The organism is Ruegeria sp. BG5 (genome assembly GCF_056538425.1).
Window position 1 is genome coordinate 149499 of sequence record NZ_JBQFTC010000004.1, and the last position, 20588, is coordinate 170086.

Here is a 20588-nt window from a genome sequence, read left to right on the forward strand (position 1 = left end):
CCCATGCCGTTTTTGCGCGAAACCGAATACGCAGGCGAAGTGATCTGGCTGGGCCATGTACCGGCGGGGCAGTCGTTGCGGGCTGAGCCGGTTGAAACCTTGAAGCTAGATTTCGAAGGTGTGCGCGGCGAACGGCATGAAGGGCTTAACCGGGCGTCCTGCGTGCGCGTCAAGAACCTGTATCCGCAGGGCACCGAGATCAGGAACGTCAGGCAGCTGTCGGTCCTGTCAGCCGAGGAATTGGCCGGGATCGCGACTGAGATGGGGGTGGATGATCTCGATCCGTCGTACCTTGGGGCGTCGATTGTCGTGAAGGGTATTCCCGATTTTTCACATGTTCCCCCATCCTCGCGTTTGCAGGCCGACAACGGTGCGACGATCACCGTGGATATGGAAAACGCCCCCTGCGTTCTGCCGGGGCGTGAGATTGAACAGGATCACAGCGGTCACGGTGCCGCCTTCAAACCCGCAGCCAAAGGGCGGCGCGGGGTGACGGGTTGGGTCGAACGACCCGGTTCCCTGCGAATTGGCGACAAATTGCGATTGTTTGTCCCTGATCAGCCAATCTGGCAGCCATAAGGCCCATTCGTTTCCGATTTGAAACTCACGATATCCGGCGACGCCGTTTCGCGGCATGAATATGTCGGAATCCATAGCCATCGGAATTGTGTACGACTGTATGGGTTGCACAGCGCCGACGCGCTGCGTCGGTTTTGCAAGGCATTCAATCAGGGACCCTGGCCAATGAGCTACAAATCCGACATCGAAATCGCCCGCGAAGCGAACAAGAAGCCGATTCAGGAAATCGGCGCCAAGATCGGCATCGATTCCGCCGATCTGCTGCCCTATGGCCACGACAAGGCGAAAGTCAGCCAGGACTTCATCAACTCGGTGCAGGACCGTGAAGACGGCAAGCTGATCCTTGTAACCGCGATCAACCCAACCCCGGCAGGTGAGGGTAAGACCACGACCACTGTGGGGCTGGGTGACGGTCTGAACCGCATCGGCAAGAACGCGATGATCTGTATCCGTGAGGCCTCGCTCGGCCCGAACTTCGGCATGAAGGGCGGCGCTGCAGGTGGCGGGTATGCGCAGGTTGTTCCGATGGAGGAAATGAACCTGCACTTCACCGGCGACTTCCACGCGATCACCAGCGCGCACAGCCTGCTGTCGGCGATGATCGACAACCACATCTATTGGGGTAACGAGGCCGAGATCGACACCCGTCGCGTTGCATGGCGTCGCGTGGTCGACATGAACGACCGTGCCCTGCGTCAGATCACGGCGTCTCTGGGCGGCGTCAGCAACGGTTTCCCGCGTGAGGCCGGTTTTGATATTACCGTGGCCTCTGAGGTTATGGCGATCCTGTGTCTGGCAAACGACCTGAAGGATCTGGAAAAGCGTCTGGGTGACATCATCGTCGCCTACCGCCGCGACAAGACCCCGGTCTACTGCCGCGATATCAAGGCCGAGGGCGCAATGACCGTGCTGCTGAAGGACGCAATGCAGCCGAACCTGGTGCAGACGCTGGAAAACAACCCGGCCTTTGTCCACGGTGGCCCGTTCGCGAACATCGCACACGGCTGTAACTCGGTCATCGCGACCAAGACCGCTCTGAAAGTCGCAGACTATGTCGTGACCGAAGCGGGTTTCGGGGCCGATCTGGGTGCCGAGAAGTTCATGAACATCAAGTGCCGCAAAGCGGGCATCGCTCCGTCGGCTGTGGTGCTGGTTGCCACCGTGCGCGCGATGAAGATGAACGGCGGCGTGGCCAAGGCTGATCTGGGTGCCGAGAATGTTGATGCCGTGAAATCGGGCTGCGCCAACCTGGGCCGTCACATCGAAAACGTGAAATCGTTCGGTGTTCCGGTTGTGGTCGCCATCAACCACTTTGTCACCGACACCGATGCCGAAGTAAAGGCCGTGAAAGACTATTGCGGCGATCACGGGGTCGAGGCGGTTCTGTCACGTCACTGGGAACTGGGGTCCGAAGGCTCGGCTCCGCTGGCCGAGAAAGTGGTCGAAATCGTCGAGGGCGGCACCGCGAACTTCGCGCCGATCTATCCTGACGAGATGCCGCTGTTCGAAAAGATCGAAACCATCGCCAAGCGCATCTACCGCGCTGACGAGGTTCTGGCCGACAACAAGATCCGCAATCAGCTGCGCGAATGGGAAGACGCGGGCTATGGCAACCTCCCGGTCTGCATGGCGAAAACCCAGTATTCGTTCTCGACCGACCCGACCCTGCGGGGCGCGCCTACCGGCCACTCGGTTCCGGTGCGCGAGGTGCGGCTAAGCGCCGGTGCGGGCTTCATCGTGGTTGTCTGCGGTGAGATCATGACCATGCCCGGCCTGCCCCGCAAACCCGCGGCTGAGACGATTCGCCTCAACGACGAAGGCCAGATCGAGGGCTTGTTCTAAGCGCCTGAATGATACATCTCGTGGTTCGGGGGTATCCCCGGACCACAGGAGATTAAAATGTCCATTCTGACACTGCCGCAAGACTGTCACTCGATGCCGGAGTTGCGGGTTCAGATCGACAAGCTGGATCGCCAACTGATCGAATTGCTGGTGACGCGCGCGGGCTATATCGACCGCGCATCCCAGTTGAAACCGGCCGAGGGCCTGCCGGCCCGTATCCCGGATCGTGTTGAAGAGGTGGTGCAGCGCGTGCGCGCAAGCTCTGACGAATTGGGCATGGACCCGGATTTGGCCGAAAAGCTGTGGCGCATTTTGATTGACTGGTCGATCGCGCGGGAAGAGCGCGTGCTCGGCCCTGACTGAGAAACCGGGCGCTTCCTGCGCCCGATCCGTTTTGAAAGAAGGGATCACAGGATGGTAGCCCAGGTTATCGACGGGAAGGCTTTTGCCGCCAAGGTGCGCGCTCAGGTCGCCGATCAGGTCGCAAAGCTGAAAGAAGAAAACGGCATCACGCCCGGTCTAGCGGTGGTGCTGGTGGGCGAGGACCCGGCAAGCCAGGTCTATGTGCGGTCCAAGGGCAAGATGACTGTCGAGGTCGGCATGAACTCGTACGAGCACAAGCTGGAGGCCGACACTTCGGAAGAGGATCTGCTGGCGCTGATCGACAGGCTGAACAATGATCCGGCGGTGCACGGCATTCTGGTGCAACTGCCGCTGCCGGGGCATCTGAACGAAGACCTGGTGATCAACTCGATCGATCCGGCCAAGGATGTGGATGGCTTCCACATCTCGAATGTGGGTCTGCTGGGGACCGGTCAGAAGTCGATGGTGCCCTGCACGCCACTGGGCTGTCTGATGATGCTGCGCGACCACCATGGCTCGCTGTCCGGGATGGATGCGGTTGTGATCGGGCGGTCGAACATCGTCGGCAAACCGATGGCGCAACTGCTGCTGGGCGATAGCTGCACCGTGACCATCGCGCATTCTCGCACTAAGGACCTGCCGGATGTGGTCCGCCGCGCCGATATCGTCGTGGCCGCGGTGGGACGCCCCGAGATGGTGCCCGGCGACTGGATCAAGGAAGGGGCCACAGTGATCGACGTGGGCATTAACCGCATCGAACGTGACGGCAAGAACAAGCTGGTGGGCGACGTGGATTATGCCAGCGCGGCTGAGCGCGCAGGCGCGATCACTCCGGTTCCGGGGGGCGTCGGCCCGATGACCATTGCCTGCCTCCTGGCCAACACACTGACCGCGTGCTGCCGCGCCAACGGTCTGCCGGAACCCGAAGGTCTGACCGCCTGATCCTGCTGGCGCGGGTGCACCCTGTGCCATAACCCGGAATATTCAAGATGCCCTGTCCCCTATATCCGGGGGCAGGGCATTTCTTTGAATGGGTTTGCTTGTATTCGATTTCGTGATATGTCCGATATTCCAAGTGGTTACTAAGTAAGACCGCAGTTTTCCGGGCAAGTGTTTGTGTGACGCGGGAAATTGCGCTCGGAATACGTATGAATATCGAAGTCAGTGAGATCAGAACTGTTCTAAGCCCTCAGCGCATCGTCGCGGCGCTCGTTTTTCTACCATTGCTGGCTTATGTGTTTCCGCCCTTCATGGACGGGGAATTGCCGTTCGGTCTGCGCCTTGTGTTCTGGGTCGGTGTGATGATCATCGCGCTCAGCGCGACATGGACTGCCCGGAAACTGCTGCGTGACAAATTGGTGCTGGTCAAACTGCCGTGGCGTGATCTTGCTTTTGCCACCGTGATGCTGGCTTTGCTGACGCCGATGTTGTGGTTGCTGGCCTGGGTGTGTTTCACCTGTATCGGCAAGATGGCGCCCGAGGCGCATGCGGTCGCCGTCTACGGCATCCTGTTCGCCGCAGGTCTTGTGCTGGTCCGCCGCGGTGATCTGCATACGCGGGAGGTCGAAGAAAAACCTGTCCAGCCGCGACTGGTCCGACGGTTGCCCGCCGGGTTCGAAGGCAAGATTTTCCGCCTGACCGTGAAGGACCACAACGTGGATGTCGTCACCTCTGAGGGGACTTTCACAATTCGATCCCGACTGACAGACGCCATCGATGAAATGGAGCCTGTACCGGGCCATTGCTCGCATCGCTCGCATTGGGTTACGGACGCGTCGATCATGGGTGTCGAGAAGGCCGAGGGCAAAACCTTCCTGCGACTGGTCAATGGCGATCTCGTGCCCGTCAGCCGCAAGTACAAGCCCATGCTGGAAGAGGACGGGCTGATCTGAGCCTAACGTGGCATCGGCACCATCTGAGGGGTTGGGCCGGTCAGAATGGCCTTGGCCCGAGGTCCCAATAGCGTCGTCAGAACATGATCTGTGCTGCGCAGCCCGCCGGTATAGGTGCCGTAGGCTGGCAGGATCAGCCGGGCGTGGTCCAGCAGGAAGGCAGGCCGGGAAATCGACCTGCCCCTGAGCGTCAAACGCGCTTTGGGGTGAAAATGCCCTGAAACCTCGCCTGTTGCGTCGGGTTGTGCGATGTGGCGAAAGACAAGCGGCCCGCAGGTCCATTCAGACAGATGTGCGCCGCCCAGCTCGATCGGTCCCGGATCGTGATTGCCTTCGATCCAAATCCAACGTCGACCAGCTTGCAGCGCCGCTATTCGCAGCTTTTCATCCGCTGCCAAAGCGCTGGAAGCGTCCAGATCGTCAAAGCTGTCGCCCAGACAAACCACGACCTCACCCCCTGTCCGGTCAAGGTCCGCCGACAACCGATCCAGCGTTTCACGGCTGTCATAAGGCGGAAGGGTCAATCCACTGCGCCGCGCCATCCTTTCGGACTTGCCCAGATGCAGGTCCGAGACGCAGAGCATGCTCTGCCCCGGCCACCAGAGCGCGCCGGAGGGCAGGGCAAAAAGATCCGCGCTGCAAAAGGAAAATCCCAGTTTGTTCATGGTAAGTTCATTATATGTTTCAGTGTTGCACGCAAGGTATTTTACAGATTGTCCAGCCCGGCGGCTTCCAGCAGACGGGCGCTTTCCTCTGCCAGCAAGCGTTCCTCGGCCGCGCCTTTGACCGGGATTTTGCCGACTTCCAGAAACAGCGGTGCTGCCAGCGGTGAAACCCGATCAAGGCGCATCAGATCAATCCGGTCGCCGATACGCGCGATCATCGCTTCGATCCGGCCAAAATCGACCAGACCGCGCATGGCTTCTTCGCGGGTGATTTGCATCAACAGGTGGTCCGGGTCGTATTTCAGCAGCGTGTCATACAGGATGTCCGATGAAAACGTCGCCTGCCGCCCGCTTTTGCGTTGCCCGCCCGTGTTGCGCTCGATCAGACCAGCTATTGTGGCCGAGGCGCGGAAGGTTCGTTTCATGACGGCATTTCCCGCCAGCCACGTGTCCAACCCCTGCCGCAGCGCGTCCAGACGGAACAGCGGGCTGGGGTCCGTGACCGCATCCAGACCCCAGATCAGGGTGGCATAATCCGTCGCGACAAAGCCAAGGGGGGCCAGACCCGTCTCCTCCATCCGTTTGGTCAACAGCAGGCCGAGCGTCTGCTGCGCATTGCGCCCTGCAAAGCCGTAGACGCACAGATGCTCGCGCCCGTCGCTGGGAAAGCTTTCGATCAGCAGGCGGTCGCGCTGGGGCAGGCGGGACATGTCCCGCTGCAGGGCCAGCCAGTCGGCGGTGTGGCGGGGCAGTTGCGGCCAGTCGGGTTGGGCGAACATGCGCAGAATACGGTCGCTCAGCTGGGTCGAGGTGGCGAATTTCGTCCCCATGAAAGTGGCGATCTTGGGCTTTTTGTCGGCCCGGCGGCTGACCTCGACAACCATCTCGCGCAGGCCCTCATAGCGCACGATCTGACCACCGATCAGGAAGGTGTCTCCGGGCGTGAGCGAGGCGGCAAAGCCTTCCTCGACCTCGCCCAGTGGCTTGCCGCCGCGGTTGCGTTTCAGGCGCACTTTCAGGGTGTCGGTGTCCTGAATCGTCCCAAGGTTCATACGGATGCGCGCGGCGGCGCGGGGGTCGCGCAACTGCCACAGCCTATCGGGACGCTGCAGCAGCCGCTGCCAGCGGTCATAGGCGCGCAGGGCATAGCCACCGGTTGCGCAGAACTCCAGACACGCGTCAAACTCCGGACGGGTCAGATCGGCAAATGGCCCGGCTGAGGTCATTTCCGTGAACAGTGCGTCAGCCTCGAACGGTCCCGCCGCCGCAGCAATCAGGATATGCTGGCAGAGCACATCTCGGGGGCCTGCGCCGCGTGGCTCGCCATCCAGTTCATGCGCTTTTGCAGCCTCTAACGCGGCGACGCATTCCACCACTTCGAACCGGTTGGCAGGCACCAAAAGGGCCTTGGACGGCGCGTTGTAGCGGTGGTTCGCCCGCCCGATCCGCTGCACCAATCGCTTGACGTTCTTGGGCGCACCGATCTGGATGACCAGATCGACATCCCCCCAGTCGATGCCCAGATCCAAAGAGCCGGTGCAGACGATGGCCCGCAGATCACCACGCACCATGGCGGCCTCGACCCGTTCACGCTGCTGACGGTCCAGACTGCCGTGATGGATGCCGATGGGCAGGCCTTCGTCATTTGCAAGCCACAGATTGTGAAAGAAAATCTCGGCCTGCGCGCGGGTATTGTGAAAGATCAGCGTGGTCTTGTGCCGCCGGACCTGCTCCAGCACTGCCGGGATCGCATAAGCCGCGCCGCCACCCGACCACGGGGGCATTTCCTCGGTTGCCAGCATCGCGATGTCGGGGTCAGGGCCGGGGTCGGCCTGAATGATACAGCAAGGGTCCGGGTGCCGCGCCAGAAAGCGGGCGATCCCTTCGGGGTCTTCGACCGTCGCCGACAGGCCGACGCGACGCAGATCGGGGCAGAGGGTTTGCAACCGTGCCAGCGCCAGCATCAACTGATCCCCACGTTTGCTTTCGGCAAGGGCATGGATTTCATCCACGATCACCCTCTGCACCCCATCAAACATGCGCGGGGCGTCCTCGTAAGAGGTCAGCAGGGCCAGACTTTCAGGCGTTGTCAGCAGAATATGCGGAGGGTCAGCGCGCTGACGTTTCTTTTGCGTGGCCGAGGTATCGCCGGTTCGGTCTTCGATGCGGATGGGCAGGCCAATCTCATCCACCGGAGTGCGCAGGTTGCGTTTGATATCCGCTGCAAGTGCTTTCAACGGCGAAACATAGATCGTGTGCAGCCCGGTCCGCGCGCCATCGGCCAGCTCCGCCAGAGAAGGCAGAAACCCGGCCATCGTCTTCCCTCCCCCCGTGGGTGCGATCAGCAACGTGGCCGGGTCCTGCGCCTGGTCGAACATTTCTTGTTGATGGGGATGGATCGACCAGCCTTTGGTATTGAACCAATCGCTGATCGGCACGGGAATCTGCGTCATGGACACAGATTACCCGTCTCAGTACCAATTTGGCACGGCGTTATTTGACGATTTTCTCGTCTTTGACGAACATGTTGGCCCAGGCGCGGTCAATCAGGTCGGGGCTCATCTGATAGGGGATGCCCTCGAATTCGCAGATCGAGATCATCTGATCGATCAGGAAGATGGGCTGATAGTTCGCATAGATATTGTCGATGGTCGGGTATTTGACCTTCAGCAGGTGGACCAGAGCGGCCTCATCCAATGGCATGCCGCGTTTGCGGGCCACCATGGCGAAGATTTTCAGGAAGTTCTCCTGATTGGGGCCGTCGATTTTGATCTTGAAAAAGATCCGGCGCAGGGCGGCTTGGTCGAAAATCTCGTTCGGGTGGAAGTTAGTCGAGAAGATGACCAGCGTGTCAAACGGCACCTCGAACTTTTCACCCGATTGCAGGCCGAGGATATCCTTGTTCTCTTCCAGCGGAACAATCCAGCGGTTGACCAGCGCCTGAGGCGGTTCGGCCTGTCGCCCAAGGTCATCCACGATGAAGATGCCGCCGGTTGATTTCAGCTGCAGTGGGGCCTGATAGGTCCGAGCAGTGGGATTGTAAACTAGATCCAACATGGACAGCGACAGTTCACCACCCGTCACCACTGTCGGGCGTTCGCACTGCACATAGCGCGAGTCGAACCGCTTGCGGCGGCGCAGGCTGTTGGGGTCGTCGGCTTCCTGCTCGATCGCGGTGTGCACGATCGGGTCATAGACGGTGATCACCTGCCCGGCATATTCGATAGCATAGGGCACATAGACATTGTCGCCCAAAGCATCGCGGATACCGTTCGAGATCGAGGATTTACCATTGCCCGGAGGGCCATACATCAGGATCGAGCGGCCCGCACTGACCGCCGGACCAAGATGGTCCAGCAGGCTGTCGGGCAGGACCAGATGGCCCATGGCACCGACCAATTGCTCACGCGTGACCTGAATGTTTCGGATCGACTGGCGTTTGACTTGCTCGCGATAAACGTCCAGCGGCACCGGCATCGCGCCGAAATATTCAGACTGGCTAAGCGCGTCCAATGCGCGGGCCTTGCCTGCATCGGTCAGCTGATAGCCCATCTCATTGCCGCTATTGGCGTTCAGGGTGCCTGTGGCTTCGATCAGTTTCTGTTCGCGCGCGATGTCGATCAGTTCCTGCGTGACCGAACCGGGCAGGCAGACCGCCTCGGCAACTTCGGACACAGTGCTGGCGTTCTTACGGAAGATCGTTTTCAGCAGAATGTCCCGCATCATCACCAGCGGGAGCTGCATCTCCCCCAAACCTTTGGGGGCAGGAGGGGCCATAACAGAGGAAGCTTGCATATTCATGAGCGACGCTCGTCCATCCAAAAAATCACACAAATGCCCGCAAACGGGCGACTTGTGGGAAATCTGGCCCAGCTTTATGGCGGGACCAAGGCAGCGGCATGGCGCGGTGATGATAGTTTACGAACCGTAAACAGTGCCCAAAATCAAATACATCGCCAAAGCCCCGGCAAGGGCAAGGCCCATCGGGAACTTTTTGCCCCGGTCCCAGCTTTCCCAATGCGGCGCGATTGCGCGCAAGCGGGTGTGGCGGGCCAGCCGATGCGTGACTACGGCACCCAACACGGTTGCCATCAAAATCGCAAGCACGACACCCAAGTCCTGAACCCAGACAAACGGTGCAGCCGCCGCCAGAAACTTGGCATCACCCGCGCCAACAGCGCCGATGGCATTCAGGACCATTCCGGCGATCAGGATCACGGGAAGATGCAGCAATTGCCAGACATAAGGCGGAAAAGCGACGGGGAATGGCCCCAGCTTTCCGCTGAGTGTGCCGGTCGCCCACGGGGGCAGGGCGATCAGCCCGACAACCACATAGACCAGCGCCAAAGCCACAACGGCGTGGTTCTTGATCCGCATCTCACGCATATCGGTGAAGGCGACATAGAAACAGATCGGCAGAATGAACGGCAGGAACCACACCGCCGCCCGAACAGGGATGTCCATTTAGGTGGATTCCTCAAGCGCGCGCAGCGAACGGACGGCTTCGTCGAAATGCTGCGGATGGGTCGAGATCGCCTCGCGGAACAGGTTCTTGGCTGTGGTCACGTCGCCCTGCTTCACAGCCGAGATCCCCATAGTGTTCAACAGGCGCGCCCGTTCGATCTGTGACATGGGAACAACCGGCAGGCTGTAATTTCCCTGTGCAGAGCGGGCCAGAACCAGATTGTTCTTTGCGGTAAACAGCGAACTGTCTTGCCGGATCGCATCGGTGAACAAACGCTCTGCCTCGGCGTATTGCCCGCGTGAGAGTTTTGAGAACCCCCAGTTGTTCATCACGCTGCCCGGGCGCGTGGTCAGGCCAACCGCAGTTTCATAGAAATGGTCTGCGCGTTTCCATTCTTTTCTGGAATCGGCCACGACCGCCTCAAGCCGGTAACGTTTGAACGTCTCATAGGTTGGCGGAACCGTGTCCAGAACCGATTTCGCCTGCGCCCAATCACCATTTCTGACCAGCGCATCCGCGTACTCGACCTTGTCCGAGCTGTTGGCCCCTTTCATGGTCGTCACGCGTTTCCACGCCGATACCGCTTCGGTCGTGCGTTTGGCGCGCCCAAGTGAAATGGCCAGACCGCGTTGAAGGTCGATCCGGTTGGGGCTTTTGCTGGCTGCGTTGTGGAAATAGGTCACCGCCTCATTCGGGTCGGCCGCGTTCAGTAGAACATCGTTCAGGTTGGTTTCGTCGATGACGTTCACTTCCTGAAACGTGCGTTCAACCTTTTCTTCGGCAGTTTCCTTTTCGCAAGCGGCTAGAATGAGCCCACTGAGAATGAGGGATGGAATCAAGAATTGGTGGCGCATTTTTGCGTCCTTTACTGCTCTTGCCTCGATTACTGGATCTTGCGTAGCGTAAATTGCCCGTCGCCAAGCTGCTCCAGCGTATATTCTTGTTCTTGGGGGGTATTATTAACAGGATTTTCCATTTTTGCGAGTGCTAAGCGCAGATTGTCGCGAATTGCGTCACTTTCGCCATTGTCCAGCGCAAAGGCCCGTTGAAAGACCTGAGCGGCCTCGGGGTATTCCTGCAATTCCATCAGCAGAACACCCAGATTGTTCCAGGCGATGGGCCAGTCCGTATCATCCTCGACCGCCTGCCGCAGTAAGGGCTCCGCCTGACCCAATCGACGCAGCCCAACATTGGCGGTTCCCATCGAGGTCAGGACCTCCGGGGTCATCCCCTGATCCAATGCGGCGCGGGTAAAGCTCTCCAACGCAAGTTCGTATTCACCCGCTGCCATCAACCGGTTGCCAACGGTGATGTGGTCGACCGACTTGCCTTTGGGATCGACGCCCGGCGCATCCAGCCCATTGGACAGACCGCCTTCAGTGCAAGAAGCCACCGTGGCGATAACCACAGTGGCTTGAAGCAATCGGCGTAGCCGGGACAGGACACACCTGAGTTTTGTTTTCATAAGCGATCCATCAGCGACCGAAGCTCGAAATCACGTTTGCCGAGGGGCCGACCAGAATGATCAACAGCGGCGGCACCGTCAGCATCATTGTGACCAGAGTCATTTTCGTAGGCAACTTGTTTGCGGCTTCTTCTGCCCGCATGACCCGTTTGTCACGCATTTCACCGGCATAAACCCGCAGAGCTTCGGCAATCGATGTACCAAATGTTGCCGATTGGATCATCACGGTCACAAATGAACTGACATCCTGCACACCGCAACGGGTTCCAAAGTCCCGCAGAACGGTGTCCTTGTCCTTACCGGCCTTCATCTCATAGGCGACGACCTCAAATTCCTGAGCGATGTCGGGGTAGGAGGATTTCATTTCACTTGCGACGCGCACGATGGCCTGATCAAGGGACTGCCCTGCTTCGACACAGACCAGCATAAGGTCGAGTGTATCAGGAAACCCGGACGTGATTGCCTCTTGCCGTTCGGCGACCCGGCGCGTGATCCAGTATTTCGGGATCATGTATCCCACGCCGCCCGGCAACAGCACCCGGATGACCATTTGCTGAGTGGTGAATTCCTGGTCACCGGAAAACACGGTTATCAACAGAACGCCCAGAACAATACCAATGATCCCTAGGGCGAACTGCGCAAAGTGGAAAAACCGAACCGCGTCCTTGGACTGATAACCTGCTTGTCTCAGTTTCAGCTGGACGGCCGAGTATTCTTCCTGGTCCTTCGGCTCAAGGAAAGTTGCGAATTTCTCAAGCTGCTCATTCTGGCTGCCGTGCCGCAGCTTGTCTTTCTTGTCCTTCTTGGTTGCCTTTGGTGCCGCATTGGCGCGCTGAAGCTTTTTGAGCGGATCCTCGGGCTGGCTCATCATCAGCGAGACAGCAACACCGATCAGGACAAGGCCAAGAATTCCAACCACGATCAGAGGGCCAAACTCTCCCAAGTTCTCCGTAAGCAAATCATTGATTTTTGTCAGAAACTCCATGGGATCGCCCTCAGACCTTGATGTTTGTGATGATCTTCATGACGATCAGGTTCAGCGTCAACATGATACCAACGATGAAACAGGCCGGGATGAACCACTGGTGGTCCAGAACCTCGTCGTAGTATCCGGGATCTTTTACCAAAACGAAAACCAGACAGAAGATTGGGAAGCCGGACAGGAATTTACCGGACCATTGTGCTTCGGCCGTGATCGCCTTGACGCGGCGGAATAGGCGGAACCGGGCGCGAATGACTTGGGCCAGGCCTGCCAAAATCTCAGCAAGGTTGCCACCGGATTGCTGTTGGATACCCACGGCAACCGCCAGGAACCGCAAGTCCTGCATATCCAGACGTTCGGCCATATCCTTCAGCGCTTCGCCCACGTCGCGACCATAGGCGCATTCATCCGCGATGACACCAAATTCGGTGCCCAGCGGGTCCTGCACTTCGTTCGCAACCACCTGAATAGTCGACACAAACGGGTTACCAACCCGCAGCGAGCGTACCATCAGTTCAACAGCGTCAGGCAATTGCTCTTCGATCATTCCCATGCGCTTTTTGGCCTTGTGGTTGACCCAGGCGTAGACGCCACCAACGCCAATCGCGATCGAGATGGCGACGCGCAGAACCATCTCAGTGGCGGTTCCGATGCTCAGCCCCATGAATGCCACAACTGACACAAGGCACATGATCATGATCAGTTGGCGGGGCGAGAACGCGATGGCCGCCTTCTGCGCCTTGTCTGCCAGCAATGAATACAGAGGGATGCTCTGCGATTTCATATGCTGTTGCATTTCCTTGCGCAGCTGTTCCAGCACCTGCTCGCGCCCGGCGCCTTTTTCCAGCATGTCGAGGCGACGGTTGACGCGGCTGTTCAGGCTGATCGACTTGCCGAAGGCGACAAGATAGATGCCTTCGACCAAGGCGAGAACCCCCACAAAGATGGCGACATAGATGATCGCCTCCATAGGCACTTGCATGTAAGTTTCTCCTACATTGTGGTTGGGTCGTAGATCGACGCCGGTAGATCAAAGCCCCAAAGACGGAAGCGTTCGGAATAGTGGCTGCGCACACCCGTGGCGGTGAAATGCCCGATGATTTTGTTGTCGGGTGTCAGACCAACACGTTGAAACCTAAAGATTTCCTGCATCGAGATCACGTCGCCTTCCATCCCCGTGATTTCGGTGATCGAAGTCATGCGGCGCGAGCCGTCCTGAAGACGGCTGGCTTGCACGATCAGGTTCACAGCGGATGAGATCTGGCTGCGTACGGCCTTGATCGGCATTTCAATCCCGGCCATCGCGATCATGTTTTCCAGACGCGATATACCATCGCGGGCCGAGTTGGCGTGGATCGTGGTCATTGATCCGTCGTGACCGGTGTTCATGGCCTGCAGCATGTCGATCACCTCGGCGCCACGCGTCTCGCCCACGATGATGCGGTCGGGGCGCATACGCAGGGCGTTTTTCAGACAGTCGCGCGGGCTGACCTCACCCTTGCCTTCGACGTTGGGCGGGCGGCTTTCCATGCGGCCCACATGGGTCTGTTGTAGTTGGAGTTCCGCCGTATCCTCGATGGTCAGGATGCGTTCGGCATCGTCAATAAAACTGGACAGGGCGTTCAGGGTGGTTGTTTTACCGGAACCCGTACCGCCCGATACGATGATGTTCAGACGGGTCGATACGGCAGCCTGTAGATAGGCGGCCATTTCTTCCGTAAACGCGCCGAAATTGACCAGATCGTCAATGCCCAGCTTGTCTTTCTTGAACTTACGAATGGAAACCAGCGAGCCATCGACGGCAATCGGCGGCACCATCGCATTGAAACGCGAGCCATCGGCCAGACGGGCGTCAACATAAGGGTTTGATTCATCAACACGACGGCCCACGGCGGACACGATCTTGTCGATGATCCGCATCAGGTGCTTTTCGTCCTTGAACGTGATGTCGCTGAGTTCCAGCTTACCGGCGCGTTCCACAAAGATCTGCTGCGGACCATTGACCAGAATATCGTTGACCGTGTCGTCCTGCAGCAGCGTTTCCAGCGGGCCGAGGCCGGTGACTTCGTCGTAGAGCTCTTTGTTCAGCTGGGTCCGGTCGTCGCGGTTCAGAACAATGTTCTTGGCTTCCAGCACTTCGCTGGCGATTGCGCTGATTTCCGCGCGCAGTTCCGCTTCACCCGCGTTCTCCAACGCTGCGAGGTTCAGATTTTCCAGAAGCTCGCGATGCAGTTCGATCTTAATCTCGCCCAGACGCTCTTTGCGTTTGCGGTCGCGGTCCGAACCCATCGCCTCGGCCGATTTCTTTTGCAGTGGCTTGCGGGCCACGGCGTTTGGGGTAGGGGCCGCTGCCGGTGCAGCCGCTTCAGGCGCTTTCGACGGCGCTTGTACTGGCTGCGCTTCGGGCTGTTTCTTGTATCTTGAAAACACGGCTTATCCCCCCTTGGGATGGTTTTACGCGGCCTCGGCGCTGCTGCTGCCCAGGCTGTGAAGTGATTTCGCAAGTTTTGCGAATTCGCGGCGCAATGGGTTCTTTGCCGCAGAACTTGCCAAGGGCAGACCGTGATCGCCGCTTTGCATCACGGGTTTACCGCCATCCGGCAGTTGCAGATCGATCGAAATCCCAAGGCTTTCGCCCATGCGTTTGACCCGGCCTTTTCCATTCAGGTCGGTGAATTTGGGTGCACGGTTCAGGGCAAAGCGCAGCTTGTTGAAGGGCAGCTCTTCGGCCTGCAAAGCGCGTTTCAGGCGCAGCGCGTTCTGGGCCGACCGCATGTCCAGCTCGATCATGGCAAAATAGACATGCGCCGCCTGCAAAACGGTTTCAGACCAAAGAACCAGCGTCTTGGGCATGTCCACGATCACATAGTCAAAATGCTTGCGCGCCATGTCGATGACGCGCTGAATGTCTTCCGGCGTGATCAGGTCCAGCGGTACCATATCGGAGGGCGCTGTCAGCACCTGAAGCTTTTCTTCATAACTTTGAAGTGCTTGCGAGAAAACCTCATCATCCATATTGGCCGTATCCGACAGCATTTCGAACACGGTTTCGCGGCGCGGCAGATCCAGATATGTGGAAACGGTGCCGTACTGAAGATCCAGATCGATCAGGCAAACAGTCGGTGTGTCCTTGTCGGAAACACAGGCAAGCTCCCACGCAAGGTTCACCGCCATTGTGGTCGATCCGACACCACCGGCCAGACCATGCACAACGAATAGGGCACCTTCCTTGGCATCTCCGCCCGCCAGCGGCACCGCAGCCGCTTGCGCAACGGCAACCGGGTCAGGTTGGTTCATCCGCTCGATGGCTTCCTGCAATTCGCCTTCGGGCAGAGGGTAGGGGACAAACTCGTCCGCGCCCTTGCGCAGCAATTGGTGAAGAGCAGCAGGTGTGACGTCCTCGGCGATCAGGACCACTTTGATTTTTTTGTCTTTTGCCTGGGTGATGATCTCGCCCATCAAAGACAGGTTGTCTTCATCCTCGCCATCTATGGCCAGCGCAACAAACTGCAGTGATTCGGCTTCGGGCTGGCTGAAAAAGGCCAGCGCTTCGGCAAAGCCCAGATCACCCCATCGTTCGCCCAGCGCGGCTTCCATGTCTTCGATGAGCAGGTCGAAGTTCTGGACATCCCGGCTGATCGTGCAAGCCAAGATACCGGTGTTGTCATCTTGCGGCGTCGCGCTGGTCATAAACAATATCCTCGTTGAGAGAGGCCAGCTTCTCTTGCGGACGGATATCGTGCCGGTTGATTTGCTGTCGCCCCTATGCGGTCAATTCAGGCCGCAGGTCACCCAATTGTTGACAATGTCGCTGTGAAGTTGGGCGAGAATTTGGCGCAAAAGAACCAATTGTAGGGAAATGGGCGACGATGTCGCCCATTTCTGTCGTATTATCCACCGCTCCCCGAGTCGGCTACATTGGAAGAATCTTCAATGTAACTCGGTCGCGTCGCGCTTTCGACGTATTCGCGGTAAATGACCTGGGCGTATTTTCCGTCCAGCGTCTGCGGGCCACCGTCCACAAAGCCTGACACTTCGGTCACTGTGCGACGATTGCGGCGGTCGCGATTCGAAGTAGCAACCAGGGGCTGGGTTTTACCGAAGGATACGACGGCTTCCAGTCTGGACCGGGAAATACCCTGTTGGACCAGGAAATTCACCGCTGCCTGCGCCCGGCGCAAACCCAGGCTCTGGTTGTAGCTGTTCGAACCGACGGCATCTGTGTGCCCATAGACCCGGAACCGTGCCTCGGGGAATTGTTTTATCCAGTCTGCCTGCTGCAACAAAATGCTTTGGGCGGATGCATCCAGTTGCGAACTGTCGAAGGCAAAGTTGATCTGGCTGGGCACATCAGCCGCAAAGCGACGGCTCAGGATCTCAGCATAAGACAGTTCACCATTCATAACCTGAACGTTGTTAAGCGTCGCGTTGCCAAAGGCCCCTTGGTCGGCTTCGTAACCGGCCTCACGTGTACAGGCCGAGACGGCGACCGTAAGACCCAGTGTGATGATCCACTTGTTCATTGGTCTATCCTCCTCATCAATCCAGGACGTAGCCGTATGAGCTGCCGAAATCCTGTTTGGCGACTTCAGAAGCGGCACCTACACCTGCGCGGGTCGTGCGTGCTGTCTTACCGTTAATAAACAGGTCGAACTCACTGGGTGGCTTGACACGGTCGGTTGGCAGAGCAAGCGCCTCGCCGCGTATCGGTGACACCAGATGTGCGGTGACGATGATAACGAGTTCGCTCTGATCCCGCTGGAAATCGGCGCTGCGGAACAGGGCGCCAAGGACGGGAACATCGCCCAGCCAGGGAACTTGGCTGGCTTGATCGACAAAGTTGTCCTGAAGAAGCCCGGCGATGGCAAAGCTCTCACCGTCGCGCAGTTCCACGGTGGTCTTTGCTTGACGCACGATAAAGCTGGGAACGTTGTCCCCGTTGATCGTGAAGCTTGAGCTGGTGTCGATGCTAGATACCGACGTGCCCATTTCAAGATTAATCAGATCGCCGTCCACAACCCGTGGCGTGAACAGCATTTCGACACCGAAGGGTTTGAATTCGATGGCCACGACACCATCGTCCTGGGGAACCGGGATTGGAACTTCGCCGCCCGCAAGGAAGGACGCTTCCTGACCGGACAGAGCTGACAGATTCGGTTCGGCAAGGTTGCGGACAAGGCCCTTTGTTTCCAAGGCTTGCAACAGCAGATTGACCTGCGCCGACCCGACCCCGAAGCCAAACAGCAGCACACCGTTTTCAACAGTGACAGGCGGCACGAGGTTTTGCGGGTTGAAACCGCCAACAAAGTCATCGGTTGCGATAGAAAGCGTTGAAGAAAGCTCTTTCGCGACAGAGCGGTTCATTTCCGCAAACCGCACTTTCAACATGACCTGCTGGACGCCGCCAACAGACATCAGGTTCGAAACGCGTTCAGGCGCATAACGTTCCGCCAGTTCCAGTGCGCGGGCCAGTTTGGCTGCGCTTGAAACCGTACCGGACAGAACGATGCCGTCATTCGCTGTGCGAACCTCAATCGGTTCGGCGGGCAGGATCTGACGCAAACGCTCTTTGAACTCGGTCACATCCGGGGCAACCCGGACCCGAACGTTGGCCAACAGCATACCGGCGCCGTCAAACAGCGTCAGTGTCGTCAGACCGGGTGCTTTACCCAAAACATAGATGGTACGATCGGAAAGCGACGAAATGTCAGCAATGCCCGCGTTGGCAATGCTGAGTTCTGCAAAAGGTTGCTCGCTTTCAACAACGATCGCGCGGTTCATTGGAACTTCCAGTGTTTCCACTGTGCCCTTTTTGACCACGCGAAGGGTTTCAGCCCAGGCGGCATCGCCGACCGGGCCCACAACAAGCGTCAACCCCAGCAGGGTTGCGCTGATCCAGGAACGTATTGTCATGTGACCTGCCTCTCCGATCACGCCTCGTTTTTGGGTCTTATGCCCTATGGTTCAAAAGACTGCGCGAATTCCGAATTTATTGCAATAATCAATGGTTTCTGGAATTTTGTTTATGTGGACAATAGGCAACAATAACAAAAAAATGAGCCGCGCGAATGGCGCGGCTCGTAGCCTGTAACGCTCTGAATTGACGTCAGTTTGTGCAGGGGATCTGGGTTTCGAACGTATCGCCGCCACGGCGGATGCGCGTGGTGCAAATCTGTTCCTTGGCGACTTCTGGCGCAGGCGCTGTCTCTTCGATGCCCAAGAGCTTTCGCTGGTCGACTTCGATCGCTGTTGCAACCGATTCATCGCTAACCCCTACAAGGGCAAGAGAAAGCCGGCCCGTGTTTTGTGCCTGAGCCAACGCAGCGACCTGTTCCGGTGTGGCCGCGACGGTGACAGTTCGTGCAATCGTTGTCCCTGTCACATCTGAACCTGTGCTTTGGTCCACGGCAACAAGCTGAATGCTCGTCTGAATCAAGCGCGTGATCCCGCCGGTGTTCCCTTCGGTCGTACCGCTGGAGCCGGTCCAGTAAATGTCCACGTTGTCGCCAGGGCGCAGAAAACCCGAAACGCCGGATGCCACATCAACGCTGATGGCAAAAGCGCGCATTCCTTTTTCCAGGCGAGACGTCAGCCCGGCCTTCTCACCAGGTTCGGTGACCTTAACGGCCAGAATGGCCTCGTCCTTTTCCATGGTTCTCAGAATAAAGCGCTCTTGCGGGCCGGTCTCTGGGAACAGGGCCGCAATTTCAGTGAACGTGCCTTCCGGGATCGCGTTTTCGGGCCAGTCGACGGCACGCACATCTTCCTGTGTCAGGCGCTCACCATATTTCAGAGGTCGATTCGAAACGTATACCGTCACCGTTGGAACAACTTCGACCTGAGCATTCGCCAGCGCTTCGGCCGCAGCCTGCTTCTGGCGGGCGAGTTCATTCTGGTACTCGGCAATATAGTTGCGCGCCATGTAAACCGCGCCCCCGGCCAAAGCCACCCCGACAATCAGAACAAGTCCGAATACCGCTCGCATGTATGCACCTCATAATTTCGTCGGTCAAAAAGTTAGCGACAGTATCGCGACTTTTGAACAGCATTATTCCTAAACTGCAATTGTGTCGAAATGTGGGACAAAATTGCCAGCAACAGCGGATTTTTACTATTCGTCTACAGGATTGCAGCCGAACCTAGGAGGAAGAGCAGTCGCAACTTCGGTTGGCGGGGTGCGCGAAAAACGACCGTCAAAGCCACGCTATCAACGGTCGTATTAACACGTTCATATTCTGGGAATTTGTGTCAGGCTTTAGCCGTCGCCACCTACAGTTCCGCCACCTGAAGACGATCCTCCGCTGGAACTGCTGCCTGAAGAAGACCCTCCGCTGGAGCTACCACCAGATGATCCGGACCCTGAGCCTCCGCCAGCGGTGCCAGCAACGGTGATACCGCCGGCATTGTCGTTGTCACCAGTGCTAATGGTTGCGCTTGTTAGGGCTGTGTTCACATTTCCGCCGAAGTCGTCCGTCGCAGTGGAGATAGCGAAAAACAATGCCGAGCCCAGCCCAATGATCATGGCGGTCAACACAACCCAATCAACGGTGATGGCACCTTCTTCTTCTCTCGAAAATCGGTTAACGAACCTAAGCATGTTTCCTCTCCGCCCTCTCAGTTCCCGAGAGCCCAATAGCCCTATTTCCGGGTGCAAGTTTTCTGGGTTCATTTTAGCGTGATGTCAGTGGCGGAAATGCGGCCAAAGATTGAATTTCACGCCTTAGTCCAAGGATTGCCGGATATTTCACTCTGGGCGGTCAGAGAAAGAGACTCATGTGTGTAAAGCCCGGCATGCAGTTTTTGATGTTTATGTCCCAAACGAAAAAACCGCGCCAAACTGGCGCGGTTTGTGTTTTATGCGAAGCGCTGGCTTAGTTTCCGCCGGCGACGGTGATACCGCCTTCTGCGCCGGTGTTGTCGCCGGTCGAGATGGTCGCTGCGTTCAGAGCGGTGTTCACGTCAGTCGCCAGGCCGGTCGCGCCGCCTTCGATCTGGTTGTATGCAACGGCTGCCAGGCCGATGACTGCTGCGGTCAGAACAACCCAGTCAACTGTTACTGCGCCGTCTTCGTCTTTGCGGAAGTTCTTGAAGAACTTGATCATGTTACGTCCCTCCTAAAGGATCAAAATAAGTCTGTTAAACCTTGGCGTGTTTCAGAGCTTTCTCTCTCAGTCCGCTCCAGTCCGTCTCGGTATGCATCTATGTTTGCCCGTTGCGCGTGGCAGGAATTGGGCCAAACGCATATTTTTTTTCGTCAACCTTAACTTTTTAGATACGATTTGCGTAAAGCATTGAAATACAACAAATAAAAATACAAACAATCGATGTTATGCAG

19 protein-coding genes are annotated in these 20588 nt (G+C 57.9%); 5 read left to right on the plus strand and 14 right to left on the minus strand.

Features of this window, described 5'->3' with window-relative positions:
* Positions 1–3 precede the first annotated feature (3 nt).
* From ACR0KX_RS14205 to ACR0KX_RS14225, 5 genes are all read left to right on the plus strand, one after another.
* On the plus strand, positions 4–579 hold the full coding sequence (locus ACR0KX_RS14205) for an MOSC domain-containing protein (protein WP_170623749.1): 576 nt from the start codon (positions 4–6) through the stop codon (positions 577–579).
* A gap of 165 nt (positions 580–744) precedes the next feature.
* The gene (locus ACR0KX_RS14210; RefSeq protein ID WP_170623747.1) at positions 745–2421 is read left to right on the plus strand and encodes a formate--tetrahydrofolate ligase; all 1677 of its coding nucleotides are present in this window, start codon (positions 745–747) and stop codon (positions 2419–2421) included.
* Positions 2422–2478: 57 nt separating this feature from the next.
* Positions 2479–2784 (plus strand): chorismate mutase, encoded by a 306-nt coding sequence (locus ACR0KX_RS14215; RefSeq protein ID WP_170454283.1) that lies wholly within the window; start codon positions 2479–2481, stop codon positions 2782–2784.
* A 51-nt stretch (positions 2785–2835) separates the two neighbouring features.
* Complete coding sequence (folD, locus tag ACR0KX_RS14220; protein ID WP_170454281.1) at positions 2836–3726, plus strand: bifunctional methylenetetrahydrofolate dehydrogenase/methenyltetrahydrofolate cyclohydrolase FolD; 891 nt, start codon at positions 2836–2838, stop codon at positions 3724–3726.
* Positions 3727–3932: 206 nt separating this feature from the next.
* A complete protein-coding gene (locus ACR0KX_RS14225; RefSeq protein WP_170520564.1) occupies positions 3933–4676 on the plus strand; it encodes a LytTR family DNA-binding domain-containing protein in 744 nt (247 codons plus the stop codon).
* 2 nt (positions 4677–4678) lie between these two features.
* Here the strand turns inward: ACR0KX_RS14225 and pdeM are convergent, their stop codons facing one another.
* The 14 genes from pdeM to ACR0KX_RS14295 form a co-directional block, all read right to left on the minus strand.
* A complete protein-coding gene (gene pdeM, locus ACR0KX_RS14230) occupies positions 4679–5341 on the minus strand; it encodes a ligase-associated DNA damage response endonuclease PdeM (RefSeq protein ID WP_480708533.1) in 663 nt (220 codons plus the stop codon).
* Positions 5342–5382: 41 nt separating this feature from the next.
* Complete coding sequence (locus tag ACR0KX_RS14235) at positions 5383–7794, minus strand: ligase-associated DNA damage response DEXH box helicase (protein ID WP_480708534.1); 2412 nt, start codon at positions 7792–7794, stop codon at positions 5383–5385.
* Positions 7795–7834: 40 nt separating this feature from the next.
* Positions 7835–9142, minus strand: a complete 1308-nt coding sequence (locus tag ACR0KX_RS14240; RefSeq protein WP_170454273.1) for an ATPase — start codon at positions 9140–9142, stop codon at positions 7835–7837.
* A gap of 117 nt (positions 9143–9259) precedes the next feature.
* On the minus strand, positions 9260–9805 hold the full coding sequence (locus ACR0KX_RS14245; protein WP_170454271.1) for a prepilin peptidase: 546 nt from the start codon (positions 9803–9805) through the stop codon (positions 9260–9262).
* Complete coding sequence (locus ACR0KX_RS14250) at positions 9806–10660, minus strand: tetratricopeptide repeat protein (protein WP_170454269.1); 855 nt, start codon at positions 10658–10660, stop codon at positions 9806–9808.
* Positions 10661–10689: 29 nt separating this feature from the next.
* Positions 10690–11271 (minus strand): tetratricopeptide repeat protein, encoded by a 582-nt coding sequence (locus ACR0KX_RS14255; RefSeq protein WP_170454267.1) that lies wholly within the window; start codon positions 11269–11271, stop codon positions 10690–10692.
* 10 nt (positions 11272–11281) lie between these two features.
* Positions 11282–12256 carry a type II secretion system F family protein gene (locus tag ACR0KX_RS14260; RefSeq protein WP_170454265.1) on the minus strand — a complete coding sequence of 325 codons (975 nt, stop codon included), beginning with the start codon at positions 12254–12256 and terminating at the stop codon, positions 11282–11284.
* Between the two features lie 10 nt (positions 12257–12266).
* Positions 12267–13235, minus strand: coding sequence for a type II secretion system F family protein (locus ACR0KX_RS14265; protein ID WP_170454263.1), 969 nt, complete (start codon positions 13233–13235; stop codon positions 12267–12269).
* Between the two features lie 11 nt (positions 13236–13246).
* A complete protein-coding gene (locus tag ACR0KX_RS14270) occupies positions 13247–14683 on the minus strand; it encodes a TadA family conjugal transfer-associated ATPase (protein ID WP_170454261.1) in 1437 nt (478 codons plus the stop codon).
* A gap of 24 nt (positions 14684–14707) precedes the next feature.
* On the minus strand, positions 14708–15943 hold the full coding sequence (locus ACR0KX_RS14275; RefSeq protein ID WP_170623741.1) for an AAA family ATPase: 1236 nt from the start codon (positions 15941–15943) through the stop codon (positions 14708–14710).
* Between the two features lie 200 nt (positions 15944–16143).
* Positions 16144–16776 carry an OmpA family protein gene (locus ACR0KX_RS14280; RefSeq protein WP_170520576.1) on the minus strand — a complete coding sequence of 211 codons (633 nt, stop codon included), beginning with the start codon at positions 16774–16776 and terminating at the stop codon, positions 16144–16146.
* Between the two features lie 16 nt (positions 16777–16792).
* The gene (locus tag ACR0KX_RS14285) at positions 16793–18166 is read right to left on the minus strand and encodes a type II and III secretion system protein family protein (protein WP_170454255.1); all 1374 of its coding nucleotides are present in this window, start codon (positions 18164–18166) and stop codon (positions 16793–16795) included.
* A gap of 193 nt (positions 18167–18359) precedes the next feature.
* On the minus strand, positions 18360–19238 hold the full coding sequence (cpaB, locus tag ACR0KX_RS14290; protein WP_170454253.1) for a Flp pilus assembly protein CpaB: 879 nt from the start codon (positions 19236–19238) through the stop codon (positions 18360–18362).
* 886 nt (positions 19239–20124) lie between these two features.
* Positions 20125–20355 (minus strand): hypothetical protein, encoded by a 231-nt coding sequence (locus ACR0KX_RS14295; protein WP_170454251.1) that lies wholly within the window; start codon positions 20353–20355, stop codon positions 20125–20127.
* Positions 20356–20588: the final 233 nt, after the last annotated feature.

Bases quoted from the DNA above. Each gene is read 5' to 3' on its own strand.
- cpaB (WP_170454253.1), bottom strand. From the start codon at position 19,238: ATGCGAGCGGTATTCGGACTTGTTCTGATTGTCGGGGTGGCTTTGGCC.
- folD (WP_170454281.1), top strand. From the start codon at position 2,836: ATGGTAGCCCAGGTTATCGACGGGAAGGCTTTTGCCGCCAAGGTGCGC.
- ACR0KX_RS14250 (WP_170454269.1), bottom strand. From the start codon at position 10,660: ATGCGCCACCAATTCTTGATTCCATCCCTCATTCTCAGTGGGCTCATT.
- ACR0KX_RS14275 (WP_170623741.1), bottom strand. From the start codon at position 15,943: ATGACCAGCGCGACGCCGCAAGATGACAACACCGGTATCTTGGCTTGC.
- ACR0KX_RS14210 (WP_170623747.1), top strand. From the start codon at position 745: ATGAGCTACAAATCCGACATCGAAATCGCCCGCGAAGCGAACAAGAAG.
- ACR0KX_RS14280 (WP_170520576.1), bottom strand. From the start codon at position 16,776: ATGAACAAGTGGATCATCACACTGGGTCTTACGGTCGCCGTCTCGGCC.
- ACR0KX_RS14215 (WP_170454283.1), top strand. From the start codon at position 2,479: ATGTCCATTCTGACACTGCCGCAAGACTGTCACTCGATGCCGGAGTTG.
- ACR0KX_RS14240 (WP_170454273.1), bottom strand. From the start codon at position 9,142: ATGAATATGCAAGCTTCCTCTGTTATGGCCCCTCCTGCCCCCAAAGGT.
- ACR0KX_RS14255 (WP_170454267.1), bottom strand. From the start codon at position 11,271: ATGAAAACAAAACTCAGGTGTGTCCTGTCCCGGCTACGCCGATTGCTT.
- ACR0KX_RS14265 (WP_170454263.1), bottom strand. From the start codon at position 13,235: ATGCAAGTGCCTATGGAGGCGATCATCTATGTCGCCATCTTTGTGGGG.
- ACR0KX_RS14235 (WP_480708534.1), bottom strand. From the start codon at position 7,794: ATGACGCAGATTCCCGTGCCGATCAGCGATTGGTTCAATACCAAAGGC.
- ACR0KX_RS14205 (WP_170623749.1), top strand. From the start codon at position 4: ATGCCGTTTTTGCGCGAAACCGAATACGCAGGCGAAGTGATCTGGCTG.
- ACR0KX_RS14245 (WP_170454271.1), bottom strand. From the start codon at position 9,805: ATGGACATCCCTGTTCGGGCGGCGGTGTGGTTCCTGCCGTTCATTCTG.
- ACR0KX_RS14295 (WP_170454251.1), bottom strand. From the start codon at position 20,355: ATGATCAAGTTCTTCAAGAACTTCCGCAAAGACGAAGACGGCGCAGTA.
- ACR0KX_RS14260 (WP_170454265.1), bottom strand. From the start codon at position 12,256: ATGGAGTTTCTGACAAAAATCAATGATTTGCTTACGGAGAACTTGGGA.
- pdeM (WP_480708533.1), bottom strand. From the start codon at position 5,341: ATGAACAAACTGGGATTTTCCTTTTGCAGCGCGGATCTTTTTGCCCTG.
- ACR0KX_RS14225 (WP_170520564.1), top strand. From the start codon at position 3,933: ATGAATATCGAAGTCAGTGAGATCAGAACTGTTCTAAGCCCTCAGCGC.
- ACR0KX_RS14285 (WP_170454255.1), bottom strand. From the start codon at position 18,166: ATGACAATACGTTCCTGGATCAGCGCAACCCTGCTGGGGTTGACGCTT.